This is a genomic window from Micromonospora sp. NPDC023869, from assembly GCF_055559695.1.
The window spans coordinates 119987-134508 of record NZ_JBVHKD010000012.1; the positions used below are offsets into that span (position 1 = coordinate 119987).

11 protein-coding genes are annotated in these 14522 nt (G+C 73.4%); 2 read left to right on the top strand and 9 right to left on the bottom strand.

Going from position 1 to position 14522, the window contains the following annotated elements:
• Nucleotide 1 precedes the first annotated feature (1 nt).
• The 6 genes from ACZ31C_RS26885 to ACZ31C_RS26910 all read right to left on the bottom strand — a co-directional run bounded on the left by ACZ31C_RS26885 (nucleotide 2) and on the right by ACZ31C_RS26910 (nucleotide 6321).
• The gene (locus ACZ31C_RS26885; protein WP_465797639.1) at nucleotides 2–430 is read right to left on the bottom strand and encodes a phage tail protein; all 429 of its coding nucleotides are present in this window, start codon (nucleotides 428–430) and stop codon (nucleotides 2–4) included.
• Complete coding sequence (locus ACZ31C_RS26890; RefSeq protein ID WP_465797640.1) at nucleotides 427–3537, bottom strand: hypothetical protein; 3111 nt, start codon at nucleotides 3535–3537, stop codon at nucleotides 427–429. The genes ACZ31C_RS26885 and ACZ31C_RS26890 overlap by 4 nt, the downstream gene beginning before the upstream one ends.
• 6 nt (nucleotides 3538–3543) lie before the next feature.
• Entirely contained in the window at nucleotides 3544–3702 is a 159-nt protein-coding gene (locus tag ACZ31C_RS26895) for a DUF6760 family protein (protein ID WP_350695530.1), read from the bottom strand.
• Nucleotides 3699–4181, bottom strand: coding sequence for a hypothetical protein (locus ACZ31C_RS26900; protein WP_465797641.1), 483 nt, complete (start codon nucleotides 4179–4181; stop codon nucleotides 3699–3701). The genes ACZ31C_RS26895 and ACZ31C_RS26900 overlap by 4 nt, the downstream gene beginning before the upstream one ends.
• 84 nt (nucleotides 4182–4265) lie before the next feature.
• Nucleotides 4266–4709 (bottom strand): phage tail protein, encoded by a 444-nt coding sequence (locus ACZ31C_RS26905; protein ID WP_350695527.1) that lies wholly within the window; start codon nucleotides 4707–4709, stop codon nucleotides 4266–4268.
• 55 nt (nucleotides 4710–4764) lie between these two features.
• A complete protein-coding gene (locus ACZ31C_RS26910; RefSeq protein WP_465797642.1) occupies nucleotides 4765–6321 on the bottom strand; it encodes a phage tail sheath family protein in 1557 nt (518 codons plus the stop codon).
• Nucleotides 6322–6561: 240 nt separating this feature from the next.
• Here ACZ31C_RS26910 and ACZ31C_RS26915 point away from each other — a divergent pair, with 240 nt between their 5' ends.
• Nucleotides 6562–7536: an alpha/beta hydrolase gene (locus tag ACZ31C_RS26915; protein WP_465797643.1), complete on the top strand. Its 975-nt coding sequence runs from the start codon at nucleotides 6562–6564 to the stop codon at nucleotides 7534–7536.
• A 259-nt stretch (nucleotides 7537–7795) separates the two neighbouring features.
• Nucleotides 7796–9226 carry a hypothetical protein gene (locus ACZ31C_RS26920; protein WP_465797644.1) on the top strand — a complete coding sequence of 477 codons (1431 nt, stop codon included), beginning with the start codon at nucleotides 7796–7798 and terminating at the stop codon, nucleotides 9224–9226.
• 91 nt (nucleotides 9227–9317) lie between these two features.
• Here the strand turns inward: ACZ31C_RS26920 and ACZ31C_RS26925 are convergent, their stop codons facing one another.
• The 3 genes from ACZ31C_RS26925 to ACZ31C_RS26935 are packed head-to-tail and all read right to left on the bottom strand — an operon-like array spanning nucleotide 9318 to nucleotide 14507.
• Complete coding sequence (locus ACZ31C_RS26925; RefSeq protein WP_465797645.1) at nucleotides 9318–11711, bottom strand: eCIS core domain-containing protein; 2394 nt, start codon at nucleotides 11709–11711, stop codon at nucleotides 9318–9320.
• A 13-nt stretch (nucleotides 11712–11724) separates the two neighbouring features.
• Nucleotides 11725–13854, bottom strand: a complete 2130-nt coding sequence (locus ACZ31C_RS26930; protein WP_465797646.1) for an ATP-binding protein — start codon at nucleotides 13852–13854, stop codon at nucleotides 11725–11727.
• Nucleotides 13851–14507, bottom strand: coding sequence for a Pvc16 family protein (locus ACZ31C_RS26935; RefSeq protein ID WP_449944757.1), 657 nt, complete (start codon nucleotides 14505–14507; stop codon nucleotides 13851–13853). The genes ACZ31C_RS26930 and ACZ31C_RS26935 overlap by 4 nt, the downstream gene beginning before the upstream one ends.
• Nucleotides 14508–14522: the final 15 nt, after the last annotated feature.

A 14522-nucleotide genomic window follows, 5' to 3' on the forward strand; every position in this document is an offset into this window, starting at 1 on the left:
GTCAGCCCACCTCCAGGAAGCCGTGGTAGGCGAGTTCGATGCTCTCCGTCGCGGTCTCCGAGCGGGCCGGGTCGAAGGACGGGCCGCTCCAGCGGACCAGCACGACGTCGGCCAGTCCCCACTGGACCAGCAGGGCCCGGTTGGGCTGTAGCGCCGCGATCTGGGCGGTGCCCCGGGTGACGCCCTGCGGCAGCTTGGCGAGCATCCGGGCCACCTTGGCGGTGTCCGGGATCAACGGTCGGGTGAGCGTGACGTTGGTGTAGCGCACCCGCGACGGCAGTTGCCAGACGAAGCCGTTGTTGCCGCCCTCCTGGTGTTGCTCCACCTCGACCTCGCAGCCGAGCCCCTCGCACGAGTTCCAGTTGCCGAGGTCGATGCCGTCGATGCGGAGCCGGAAATGGACGCTGGTGCCGGGATCGATGTCGCTCACCGTCCACCGTCCAGCCACCGGCCGGAGCGTTCGCGTCCCCGCCGGAGTTCGGTCCGCAGTAGTCGGGAGATCGGTTCGACGAGGCGGTGGGCGAGTTCGTCCAGGGCCCGCCGGTCGAGGTGGTGGAACCGTTCGGCGCTGTCGCGGTCCTCGCGCCCACCGTCGCGTACCGCCTGCGCGCCGGTCGACCCGGCGGTGGCCCGGTCGGAGCCGCCGGGCGTCGGGGCACGGGTGGCGGTCGCGGCTCCGGCAGCCTCCGGTCCCGTCCGCTGGACCACCGTGGTGGAGCGCGGCGGCGTCGGCGTGGGGCGAACGGTATGGCCGCGCGGTGTGCGCTGGATCTGTGGTGCGGCGCCGGTGGGCGTGCTCGGCGCGCGGGTCACGACCGCCGGGCGCGGAGCCGGGCCGGCCAGCGGGTGCACCGACGCGGGGACGGTGGACGCCGGGCGGATCGGTCCGGCGACCGGCCGGGCCGGTGACCGGGCCGGATGAGGCCCGGGGGCCGGGGTGGTCCGGGCGCCGGAGCCGGCGACAGGTGCTTCTGGTCCCGCCATCGTGTGGGCCTTCCTGGTGCTCGCCGGAGTTCGGCTGGTCGTGGTCTCCGATACGCCGCCCGAGGACCGGACCCAGCGGACCGGCACCGCCGCCGAAACGGCAGAGGCGCGGGCACCGGCCGGGGTCCTGGGGTCCGTGCCGCCTCGGGGTGGCGCGCCGAGTCCGCCGGACCGTTGCAGGACCGGTGTCAGGGGCCGTTCGCCGAGGAGCGGGGCGCGACCCGCCGGTCGGTGGGCCGGGCCGGCGGATCCGGATGCTCCTGCCGCCGCGCCGGGCCGCGTCGGAGCCGGACCGGCACCGGCCGTCGTCGTCGGCGCGGCCACCGGGGAGTGGGCACGGACGACCGGTGTCCGTGCCACGACGGGCGTCGCCACCGGGTGGGCTCGCTCGGCCGCCGCCGGGGCGGTGGGCTCGGCGGGGTACGGCAGCAGGCGCGCTGCCCGCTGTGGGAGGCCGGACCGGGCGGCGTCCGACGGCGCGCCGCCGTTCGACGTCGGGGGCACCGGAGGCGTGCTGCCGGTCCGGGGCGGGGATGCCGGGGTGGCGCCTGCGGCCCGGGCCAGGGGCGCGGTGCCGGCCAGCGGCGCCGAGGTCGGGTGTGCGGTCCGGGTCGCGGGCGCCGGGGGCGCGCTACCGGCACCGGCGCGGGGCGTCGAGGTCGGGCTTCCCGCTCGGCCCGGGGATACGCTGCCGGTCCCGGCCGTCGGGGCCGGGCTTCCGGGGCGGGCCGAGGCCGTCTGGAGTGTGCTGCTGGTCCCGGGCCGACCGGGACGGTCCATGCGCGCCGGAGGTGTGCCGCGTGTCGGGGCGTCCGTGGGCATCGGGGTTGCCGGTGACGTGCCGTGCGGGCGGACCCGGGCGGTACTCGCCGACGGGAGGGCATCGGCGGCTGGGGGGACCGTCGGCGGCTCGGGTCGGTGGGCGGTGCCGCCGGAGTGGGGCGAGGGGCCGTCGGTGGTCTTCCGGCGCGGCACCGGGCCGGGGGTGGCCACCGGCCGGGCCACCATCCGTGGTGGGGCCGCGTCCGGGACGAGCGGGGCTCCGAGGCCCGGCGGGCCGGGGGGAGGTACCGGCGGACCGCTCCGACCCGCCGGCACCTCCCGGAGCGGTGACCGACCCGGGCCGGACGGCCCCGCTCCGGCTTGCGACCTCGACGCTCCAGCACCGGGTGGCCGTACCACCCGACCGCTCTCCGGTCGGCCGGTGACGGCCCGGTCGGCCGGGGCGGCGGCCGGAGACTGCGGACCGGCGGGGCCGCCGGACCGGTGCACGGGCGAGGTCCCGCCGCCTCCAGGCGAGGCCGCGGCAGCGCCGCCCGGCGAGCCTCCACCGACGACACCGGATCGCTGCACCGGTGCCAGGGTGCCGCCGCCCACACCGGACGACGTAGCACCCGCGCCTCGACCTGCGGACCGGGGCAGTGGCTGGTCTGGGGCCGGACGGCGGGCGGACAGCACTGCCGGTGGCGCGTCCGGGTCCGGTGCCGGCATCACGATGGGCTCGCCGAGACCGAGTCGCGGGGGAGTGCCGCCGACGCGGGGAGCCCGCGCCACCGGGACCGATCCGGTCGTCCCGGTCGGCGCGGCAGGCGGCGGGTCGCGGCGGGGCGGCGCGGTGGGTGCCGGGGAGCTGCCGGTCGGCGTGACCGGTGCCGAGGCGCTGCCGGTCGGCGCGGAGGACGACGGGTCGCGGCGGGACGGTGCGGTCGGCACCGGGGCGCTTCCGGTCTGTACGGCGGGCAGCGGGTCGTGGCGGGCCGGCGTGGTGGATGACCGGTCGCGGCCGCTCGACGTACCGGGCACCGAAGCAGGGCTGGTCGGCGCGGCCGTGCGGACGGCGGTGCCGGGGGCCGGTGCGGCAGAACCTGTGAGGTCCGGGCCGGACCGGGCAGCGGTGACGGATGTCCGGGGAAGGTCGGTGGGGCCGGGTTGCCGTGCGGGCACTCGGCGCGGCGGCGCGGCGACCGGGGCGAGCGTCAACGGCGTACCGGCTCGGCGGGCCGGGGCGGGGCGGACCGGTCGGGGCACCACGGCGGTGGTCGGTGTCCGGGCCGGGCCGTCGGCCGGCGGACCATCAGCTCCGGCCGGTGGTCCGGCGGGGAACCCCGACGGTGCACGGAGGACCGCCGGGAGCGCCGGGGCCGGTGGTCCCGGCTCGGCCGGGGAACCGGCGGTGGCCCGGCGCTGCACCGGCAGGGCGGAGGCGGCGGGACGCTGTCCGGGCAGTGCGGTGCCGGCGGCGCGGGCCGGCTTCGCCGGGGGCACCGGGCGGAGCAGGTCGTGGGCCAGCCCGCTGGGCGCGTCGGGGCTGACCAGGTGGTGCAGCGGGCGTCGAGCGGTGGGGTCCTGCCAGGTGGCCAGCCGGTGCCGGAATCCGATCGGGTCGCTGATCGGCACCTCGACACCGGCGAGCAGGCGATCCATCGGCGGTACGCTCCGCCAGCCCCGGCCGTCGACGACCGGGGCTGGCGCCGGATCAGCGACCGGGGTCGGGTCGACCGCGTCGGAGTGGACCGGTCCGCGCCACCGTCGGAGCAGGTCGCGTACGCCCATCGTGGATCACCGCCCCTCGTTGACGCGGGTGTTGATGGCGGCGATCTCCGCGACGAAGCGCCGTCGTTCGTCGTGACGCAGGTCGAGGATCTCGTCTCGGGACCAGTGGAAGTGGTAGGCGACGTACGCGACCTCCTCGTAGAGCCGGTCGGTCGCGTACGTCACGATTCCCCCGGGCGACCACCGGCCAGGTCCACCTCGAAGTCCGAGGTGCAGTGCGGGCAGGTGACCGCCGCGCGGGTGTGCCCCTCGGCGTTGATGCGGCGATAGAAGTCCTGCAGGAAGGTCAGGTCCGAGGCGAACAGGCGTTCCACATGTTCGGCCCGTACGTCGGTGATCGTGCCCAGCCGGGTGACGACCATGCTGAGCAGCACGACCGACAGGTAGGCGGGGTTGTCCTTGACCCGCAGGTCGACGAGCGGGCCGAGTTCGTCGCGGGCGGTCGCCAGCCGCATGGTGCCGTGCCGGTGCACGGTGCCGGCCTCGTCGACGTACCCGCGAGGGAGTTCGAAGGAGAACTCGGTCTGGAGCCTCGGCGGCTCGGGCGGCGGTGCGGCCCGGCCGACCGGGGCGGCCCCGGGGTCGGAGTCCGAGCCGTCGAGCGGCTCCTCCGGGGCGGTGTACGAAACGGTCCGTCGTCTCATCGACCTCACGGCGTGCGGACCGGCCCGGGCCGGGCCGGGAGTGGACGCCGCTACCTCCCTTCACGCGGTACGTGGTGGTGCGCCTCAGGAACTGGTGATCTCCTCGAAGACGATCGTGATCTTCTCGGTGGCCGGGGAGGTGTCACCGGCCCGCAGGCTGGGGCCCTCCCACCGGCTCACCCAGGCGTTGGTCAGGTCCCACCGGCGCTGCTCCGAGTTCTCCGCGTCCACCACGATCACGCTGATGTTCTGCCGGGCCGTGTTGATCGCGCCCTTCTCGTACGTGTCCTTGATCCACTCGGTGAAGGCGCTGCTCTTGTCCAAGCCCCGGGTGATGGTCACCTCGCCGCCCTTCCGGGCCCCCGGGATCTTGCGGATGATGTACTCCCCGGTCGGGGTGACCTGGGTGACCTCGATCGCGTCGAGTTCCACGGTGAGGCCGCTGACCTCCTGGACCGATTCGACCCGTGCCTTGCCGAGTTCCACCTGGAACCGGTGGGTAACGAAGGTATCGCCCGTCTCCGCCATCGCTGGCTACCGTCCTTTCCTAGCCGTCACAGGTCTGTGGTGCGTACGCGTCGGGTCACTCGGAGACGAGACTGGTGCTGTCGGAGTACTGCGACATCCGGAAGACGACGAACTCGGCGGGGCGTACCGGGGAGACGCCGACCTCGCAGACCACCCGGCCGAGGTTGACCGACTCCGGTGGGTTGGTCTCCCGGTCGCACTTGACATAGAACGCCTCGGCGGCCGTGCTGCCGAACAGCGCCCCGCTGCGCCACTCCTCGGTGAGGAACGCGGCGATGTTGCGCCGGATCGTCCCCCAGAGCCGCTCGTCGTTGGGCTCGAAGACCGCCCACTGGGTGCCGAGCAGGATCGACTCCTCGATGTAGTTGAACAGCCGGCGCACGTTGATGTAGCGCCAGGCGGGGTCCGAGGAGAGGGTCCGGGCGCCCCACACCCGGATCCCGCGACCGGGGAAGGTGCGGATGCAGTTCACCCCGATCGGGTTGAGCAGATCCTGTTCGCCCTTCGTCACCGAGTTCTGCACCTCGATCACGCCCCGGAGCACGTCGTTCGCCGGTGCCTTGTGGACCCCGCGCTCCGCGTCCGTACGCGACCACAGGCCGGCCACGTGCCCGCTCGGCGGCAGGAACCGGTGCTGCCCGCTGGCCGGGTCGAAGACCTTGATCCAGGGGTAGTAGAGGGCGGCGAAGCGGGAGTCGTACCCGGCCTCCTCCTGCCGCCAGGTCAACACCTGCCGGGCGGTCAGCTCCGGCGGCGGGTCGAGCAGCGCCATCCGGTCGCCCATCTGCTCGCAGTGCGAGATGACCGCCAGCTGGACCGCCTTGACGTCCTCCAGGCTGATCCGGCCCTGCTGGTAGGCGCTCATCAGGTCGGGCACCGCGACCATGGTGATCTCGTCGACCGCCTCCAGCCCACCGAAGCCGGTCCGGGCGTCCGCGTCACCGACGTAGTCGTCGGCGGAGATCCGGGCGGGCAGCCCGGCGTCCTCGGTCGGCACCGGCGGCACGCTCACCGACTGCTTCGAGGGCCGGACCAGCGAGCTGGCCGGTGCCGCCTCCTCGACCGCGATCAGCTTCGACCGTTCCCGCACCTGGTTGACCACGTACGCCTTGGTGTTGCGCTTCGCGGAGACGTCGAACGCCTCCCGTTCCGTGCCGCCCTGCCGGACGACCAGCCGGAACCGGTCCTCCGGCACGGACTCGCCCTCGACGTCGGCCACCTCGACGGTGAGCTCACCGCCGTCACCGGAGCCGGGCAGGGCGGTGACGGTGAAGGTGCCGAGCGCCACCGAAGGCCCGGTGACCGTGCGGCCCGTCCTGGTCGTCCCGGTCGCCTCGGTCGCAGTCTCCGAAGCACCGACCCGCACCACGTAACAGATGCCGCCGCCGTTGGCGAAGTAGCCGTACACCGCGTGCGCGAGGTAGGCGTCGTCGAGCGCCTCCCCGAACGTCTGGACGAACTGGCTCCAGTTGGTCACCAGGGTCGCGGTGTGCAACGGCCCCCTGGCGGCGAAGCCCACGAAGGCGGCGACGGCGGTGCCCACACCCTCGATCGGGCGTGAACCGCTCGGCACCTCCTCCACGTACACCCCGGGTGACAGGTACGACGGCATGACACGCTCCCTCGGGCACGACGGCGATCCGTGAGGAGAAGTCTGGTCACGCCCGGTGGCGGTAACCATGACTCGACGGGCGGGCGGCGGGGAAGCGGCCACTACCCGAAGGGGCAGTCCACCGACAGTGCCGTCAGATGGCGGATGTCTTTCCGGACGGGGGCCGGGGAGGCTCCGCGTACCCGGGGGACACCCCGGAGTCTCCGCCGCGTTCGCGGCCCGGATCCCGGGAGTGGTCGGATGCCCATCCTCAGGCGAGACGTCCCCGCCGGGATCGTGCTGGAACCCGCCGCCCGACGGTTCGCCGAGGCGACCGCGCGACCGCCGTACCTGCACGAGCTGGGACCGGAGCGGGGCCGGCGGGTCCTGGACGACCTCCAGTCCGGGAACCTGGCCAGGCCCGACGCCGACCTGGACGAGCGGGTGGTGCCCGGCGGGCCGGGCGGTGAGATCGTGGTCCGGGTGGTCCGACCGGCCGGTGCCATCGGCCGGCTGCCGGTGATCCTCTATCTGCACGGCACCGGCTGGGTCCTCGGCAACTGCGGCACCCACGACCGGTTGGTCCGGGAGTTGGCCGTCGGGACCGGTGCCGCCGTGGTCTTCCCGTACTACAGCCTCGCGCCCGAGGCGTGCTACCCGGTGGCGGTCGAGGAGTGCCACACGGTGCTGCGCTGGCTCGCCGGACCAGGTGCGGCCGATCTGGACGGTGAGCGGATCGCCGTGGCCGGTGACTCGGTGGGCGGCACCCTGGCGACGGCGGTGACGCTGCTGGCGAAGCGGCGCGGTACGCCGAGACCGGTCGGTCAGGTGCTCTTCTATCCGGTCACCGACGCCGGCTTCGACACCGCGTCGTACCGGATGTTCGCCGAGGGCTTCCACCTGCGCCGGGACACCATGCGCTGGTTCTGGGACCAGTACGCGCCGGACGAGGCGGTGCGGGCCGAGGTGGCGGCCTCACCGCTGCGGGCGGCCCCGGAAATCCTCGCCGGGCTGCCACCCGCACTGGTCATCACCGCCGAGGCCGACGTGCTGCGGGACGAGGGTGAGGCGTACGCCCACCTGCTGCGGTCGGCCGGTGTGCAGGTCTCGGCGACCCGCTACCAGGGGATCGTCCACGACTTCGTGATGCTCGACGCGTTGCGCGGCACCGAGGCGGCCGAGGCGGCCATCAACCAGGCGATCGCCTTCCTCAAGCGGGTGCTGCGGCTGGCCTGAGCGGTGTGCCGCCGATGCCCGCCCGCGTCGCCGGCACTTCCCGATCCGCCCCACGTGCCTTACCCGCGAAGGTGCCCTCGCGGCCACCGTCGACTGCCCGCGCGGCCGCGCAGACTTGCCGCACGGCAGGAAGATCCAGCGGGCCGGAAGGAGCACGATGCGGGCCGGAGAGTGGCGTCAGGACCAGGGCGAGCGCGGTACGGGAGGGTCGGTCCGTCGCGGTGGCACCGCGTCCGGTGCCCGGCCGGAACATCCGATCATGGCGCTTCAGCACGCTGCCGGGAACGCGGCCGTCGCCGCGGCACTCTCCGGTGAGCACGGCAGCGCACCCGCCCTGCCGGTGCAGCGGGCACCCGGCGGTGCCCAGTCGGCCTCGACCGAGCAGGCGGCGCCGGACTACACCCCGCGACTGTCCCGGGGGCCGCTGCTGCGCGCCGCCGAGCGGGCGGAGATCGAGGCGGCCGGTCCCGGCAGCGCGATGCAGGCCGAGACCGGGTCGTTCGAGCAGGCGCAGGCGTACCTGGACGCCAGCCGGTACTACGACTGGCTGCAACTGCCCCCGGGACGGCGGCTGTACGTCGCCACCCTGGCCTGGGAGAGGCGGGCGGACGCCGCAGGCATCCGCGACACCCCCGCGTACGTGCTGGCCCGGGGCATCATGATGCGTTCCGCGCCCGAGGGCGACCCGCTGCGCGAGGAGCTGGAGGCGGAACTGACCACCGACGTGCGCGACACGTTTGCCGCCACCCTCGCCGCCCAGGATCTCCAGGCCGGCCAGGAGAGCACCGAGGGACTCAGCGCGCAGCAGATCGAGGAGTTCAACCGAAAGAACCAGCAGGCCAACACGCTGCTACGGCGGCTGTTCGTGATCATCCAGCAGGGTCTGGAGGTGGCCGGGGCCGAGGGCAAGAACTCGGCGGACCGGCAGTGGCGCCGCCACACCGGAGCCGTGGCGCGGGCCCTCGCGCACGGCGGACGGGTCAACGTCCGGGTGGAGATCCCCCGGGAGGAGACGGCGGAACCGATCGGTGGCAGGTCGCTGCCGGAGTGGTTGGGGATGCGGAACCTGCCGAAGCGGGCGTTCAGCACGCACGACATGACCGGCGGCAGCGAGGAGACGCTGCGCGAGGTCGGCGGTGTGAAGGCGACGGCCGGCAAACTATTCAAGCACCCCCGGCGCGACGAGCGTGGTGCGGACATCGCGGCCGGTGGCATCGGCAGCCGTGACTTCAACGGTGACGTGGTGCTCCCCAACGGCCTGCACGGCCACATCCTGCTCGTCTACAAACCGCCCACCAGCAGCGACATCGGCTGGCTCCAGATCGGCCTGGAGACCACCGCCCCCGAATCGGTGAAGGACACCGTGCTGCACGCGATCGGGCTGTCCAAGCCGGATCCGAACGCCCCACAGAATCCGGTCGGATACCGCCACACCGCCAAGTCCACCGAGGCGACCGCCAACCCGGCGTCCAGTGTCGGCGGGCTCAAGCAGGACAAGATCGGGGTGGGCAAGCTGGACACCATGCGGGTCACGCTCGGCGGCGACTGGTTGCGCAAGCTCAAGGCGGAGGACGCCAAGCTGACCGAGCAGATCAACCGGGCGGAGCGAGACGAGAGCAGGCTGCGGGAGATCTTCTCCGCGCTGGTCGGCACCGACGACGACTACGCACAGCTCGTCGCCGACGCGTAGCCCACCGCCGCGTCCGACCCGGATCGAGGCCGCCCCCACGGTGAGGGCGGCCTCGATCGGACACCGTCGGCGGTGGGGGTGCATGGCCGGGTCAGTAGTCCTGGACCTCCCTGATCGCCGCGACCTTCTGGCTCGTCTGGTAGTCCGGGCCAACGCGGTTGAACTCGTGTCCCGAGTTGCGCTGCTCGATGACGAAGTAGTACTTGTCACCGCTGATCGTGATCGGTACCCGGTTGCTGGGTCGCGGATGGAAGTGGGTGAGTTCGCCGACCTCCACGCCGCGCGGGCTGGCGACCGGGGTCCTGGTCGCCACGGTGTCGTCGTCGCGGAGCATCTTCAGCAGTTGGCGGCCGGTGATGAGCCGGGTGACCAGAGCGTCCTCCAGATAGGTCAGGGATGCCGCAGGCACTTGTCGCGTCGCGGGTCTGTTGGATCTCGACCACGCGCTGGTCGCACCCGCCGCCAGGTCCGTCTTGCCGGTCGCGCCCAACCAGGCCAGGAGCACCTTTGCCTCGCCGTCGTCGAGGATGGACATCACCGCGTCCTGGGGGCTTGCCTTGAGCATGGTGTTGAACTGGTACTTGTCCTCCTTCGCCAGGGCGTCGCGATCCTTGCCGAAGATGCCGAACAGGGCTTCTTGAAGCATGACCTGGGTGAGCAGCGCCGCCACGTTGCCGCTCACCGGCGGGAGTGTCGCGTCCGGGTAGTCCGCCGGGGAATAGGTCTGCCTCCAGTGCGCCTTCATGCCGGCGACCATGACGTGGGCTTCGACCCGGGCGAAGTCGTAGACCCGGCGATGTTCCTCCTTGAAGAACAACCCGGACATCGGCGACGGCGGCGGGGCCGGCCGCTTGCTGGCGGCCCGGGCCGACGCGCCGCCCCGGCCGCCGCGTGCCGCCGGCACGCCTCGAGTGGGTCGGCTAGCACCCTGCGCCGACACGCCCGACCGGTTGTGCCGTTCCTGCGCCGCCTCGATCTCCCCCGCGCTGGCCTTACCCAGGTTCTCGTACGGGAGGGAGACGTTGGTCTGCTGGTTGGCGCTCTCGAACGGGTCGGTGTTCGTCCTGTCCTTGCGCACGCTTGTCGCATCGGCGTCGATGTTCAGGCTGAAGTCCTGCTCCTCGCCGCGCAGCGTCTTGTTGTACTCGTTGAGGATCTCCTCGAGCGAGCCCTTTCTCGTCAACGCCGTGCCGAGCTTCTTGCGTGCCGAGATCACGTGAGGCCGCGCGTAGGCCCTGGTCGCCAGAGGGCCGTAGATCAGCTCGATGGTCGGCGAGTTCCTCGGCGGTGCGACACCCTCCACCTCCAGCTTGAGCAGGGGGAGCTGGCCGTTCTCCCCGACCGGGGTCACCTTGTCCGTCCTGGCCAGAGCCATGCCGTTGACGAGGACTACCGTGTCGTCGTCGCTGCTGAGCTGCACCTTGGGGATCTCGACCTCGATGCCGGTGCGTTTGGCATCGGTCAGTTCCTGGGGCTGGGCGTACGGCGCTCGGCGATCGGGATCGTGCGCGTTGATGTACTCGGTCAGTTTCTCGTCGGTCATCTCGTCGTCGGTGACGAACTGCTCCAGCCGGGACGGCGCTCCCGCCTGCTGCGGCAGCAGCGGGCCCCGGTTCAGCTTGCCGCGTTCCAGTTCGAAACGCATGAGGAAGTCCTGGTCGTCGGCCAGGCCCGCGGCGCTCAGCCGTTGCTGGAAGGCGTCCATCGTCATCCGCTGCACGGGCGTGTCCCGGCCGGTCGTCCCGGTCACCTCGGCGTTCCCTGCCGTCCGCTGCACCCCCGGGACACGGGCCACGTCCGGCCTGACCGGCTGGGCCGGACCCGGCCGTGGTTCCGGGGAGGTCGACGCATCTGCCCGCTGCGCGGGCGGCTCCCTGAGCGCCCGGCGGGCGTTCGCCTCGGCCGCCCGCTCGAAGGCGTCACCCGGGTCGGAGACCCGCTGGCCGTGACCGTTGTCGGTGCCGGCGACCGGGCCGGAGCGCTGCTGGATGACGTGCGTGAGTTCGTGGGCCAGGGTGTGCCGGTCGCTCCCGCCCCGGCCGATCACCACGTGCGATCCCGACGTGAAGGCGCGGGCGTCCACCTCCGCCGTCGAACGTTCGGCGAGCGCGCCGGTGTGCAGGCGTACGTCGGAGAAGTCCGCGCCCAGCCGCGCCTCCATGTCCTGCCGCACCGGCCCGGCCAGCGGGCTGCCGGCCGAACGCAGCACCTCGTTCACCGCCGACCGTTGGATCGGCTCCGACTCGTGTCCGTGGTCCGGGTCGGCGCACCGCATCCGCTGCACCGCCCGGGTGGCGGCGGCGTTACCGGCCCGGTGTTGCAGGTCCAGGATGGTGGCCGCCGCGCCGCTCGGTCCGACGCCGGCCGGACCGACGGGCACCGCACCCGCCTCCGCCCGGACCTGTTCGGCCCCGGTGGTCTCCGGTTTGGCCGGCGTGACGGGGCGGGCCGAGACGTCGCGGCCGGCTGGATCGTGTGCTCGCATCGCTGCCCTCTCGTCAGTGGACCCGCGCGGGCTCCCCGCGTGGTTGGTGCACGCCGAACTCACTCTCCAGCAGCAGCCGGCCGAGCTTGCGGTACTCCCGCTGCACCGCACCGACCAGGTCCGCCATCCGTACCGGCCGACCGGCCTGCGCCGCCAGGTAGGCGGCGGTCACCACACAGGCCCGGATGCTGCCGCCGGCCAACTCGAAGCTGCGGGCGCAGAAATCCAGGTCCAGGTCGGGATCGCGGGGCAGTTCGGTGCCGAGGCAGCGGTCCCAGAGCGCCCGCCGCTGCGCCACGTCCGGCATGGCGAAGTCGACGATCAGGTCGAGCCGTCGGGTGAACGCCTCGTCCAGGTTGGCGCGCAGGTTCGTGGTGAGCACCGCGACGCCGTCGAAGGACTCCATGCGTTGCAGCAGGTAGGCGCTCTCCAGGTTGGCGTAGCGGTCCCGGGCGTCCTTGACTTCCGACCGCTTGCCGAAGATGGCGTCCGCCTCGTCGAAGAGCAACAGACCGTTGACACCGGCCGCCTCGGTGAAGATCCGCTCCAGGTTCTTCTCCGTCTGGCCGACGTACTTGTCCACCACCGTGGACAGGTCCACGACGTACAGGTCCAGGCCGAGATCGGCGGCGACCACCTCCGCCGACATGGTCTTGCCGGTGCCCGAGTCGCCGGCGAACAGCGCCAGCACTCCGCGCCCCCGCCCGCCGCCGGGGCGCATCCGCCACCGGCCGAGTACCCGGTCCCGGTACCGCACCCGCAGGGCCAGCTCCCGCAACTGGTCGTGCACCTGGTCGGGGAGCACCAGATCGGCCCAGCCGACGCCGGGTTCGATCCGTCGGGACAGTCGGGCCAGACCACCGGCGTTCTGTCCGCGTACCCCCGCGCGCAGGTGCCCGGCGTCCACCCGGTCCGCGCCCGCGAAGAGCGCGAGCTGGTCGGCGGCCTGCGCGGCCCGCCGGATCTGGTCCGGGCCGAGCAGGTACGCCGCCAGCTCCCGCGCCGGGTCGACGCCGTCGGTCCAGCCCTCGGGCCGGTCGGCGGCCCGCGCCGCGCCCGCCGTGCGCCACAGTCGGGCCCGGCCCTGTTCGTCCAGCGGCGTGGCGGTGACCAGCAGCGGCGCCTGCCGACTCCAGTGCGGATCCCACTCGACAGTCCCGGTGAGCAGCACCGGCACCGGCTGGTCGGTGACCCGACGCAGCAGCCGGGCATGTGCCGGCACGCTGATCGGGTCGAGTGCCTGGACCGGGCCGGCGACCAGGCCGGCACCGCGCAGCCGGGCCTCCCGCACCACCACGGCCAGCACGTCGGCCGGGGCCGGTTCGGCGGCCAACGCGTCCAGGTCGAGCCGGAGCACCGCCCAACCGGCCGAGAGCAGCGCCGCGACCCCCAGGTCGTCGGCGACGGCGCCGGGTTGTTCCCGCAGGTAGGCCCGGCGCACTCCGGCGCGTACCGCCGCGCCGAGGCGGTACGCGGTGTCCGACGGCGGGGCCGTGTCGTCCCCGACGGGCCAGGCCAGCTCGGCGAGCCGGGCATCGACGGTGTCGTCACCGAGCAGGTACCCGGCCACCCGGTCGGGCACCCGCAACGGCCGGGACAGGTACGGCTGGTCCGGCTGCTCGACCAGCAGCAGCCCGCCGCCGACCAGGGGCGCGGAGGCGGCGAACCGGGACCGACCGGCGACCGCCGAGGCGGGCAACCCGCACAGCTCCAGGGCCAGCCCGATGGTGGCGCGACGCCGGCTGACGTCGTCGTGGAGATAGCCGTAGAGCTTCTCGTACCGGGCCTCGACGTCGGGCAGCAACGCGACCAGCAGGAAGTCCACGTCCAGTGCGCTGAGTCCGAACCGGCGGGCCAACCGGAGCAGTCGCGGCTCGTCCCCGTCGGGAGGTAAGGAGGGGTCCCCTGCTATGCACGAGGCGTTATCAGGGGACCCCTCCTTTCTCGACACCCCGACGGATGCGGCAGCTCGGGTAGGGGCGGCGGCCAGGCGTTCGGCGTGGTCGGCTGACACGTACAGCCCACGGAAGGCGTCGTCCGGGTCGGGGTCGTTCCGGCGGCGCTCGGTCACCGCCCGGCCTACCCGCGCGGCGAGCAGCCCGAGCCGCTCCGACAGGTACGCCGTGTCGTCCGCCCCGCTCACCGCAGACCGCCCGGCCCGGGGAACCGACCGTCGCCGTCCCGGCGGGGGTTTGCCATCGTGTGCGTACGCCGACTCACCCGCGCCCCGGCGACGTCACCGACCTGGACGGTCCGCTCCCGCACCGGCGGGGCGGCCGGCGACCGGCGGGTCGACACCGGGGCGGTGACCACCAGGTCCAGCGATGGTTTGAGCTCGCCGCCGAGCGCGGTCCACACGTCTGCCAGGGCACGTCCCTCGCCGGGCGGCGCGGCGACCGACAGCGGTACGGCCAGGCCGAGCGCGGCCAGCGATCCGGTCAGCCGCTCGGTCGGCACCTCGTCGTACCGGATCAGACCGGCCAACAGGGTGGCGAGCAGGCGGTGCTCGTCGGTGGGCCGGTTGGTCCACGCGGTGACCAGATAGGAGAGCGCGAAGAAGTGCGGGGAGTCGTGCCAGGCCACCGTCTGGCCGGTGTCGTCCCGCTCGGCGACCCGGCCCTGGAAGTACCGGGACCGGTCCTCCCGGATGTCGTAGAGGAACAGGTTCACCGTCGGTGCGTTGCGGCGGGTCGCCCAGTCCCGGGTGGGCGCGTCGAACGACACCTCCACCCCGGTACCCGTCAGCGCCTCGGTGGCGACCAACCCGCGCAGGGCCTCGTCGATCTCGTGTATCACGCGCCCGCTCCCATC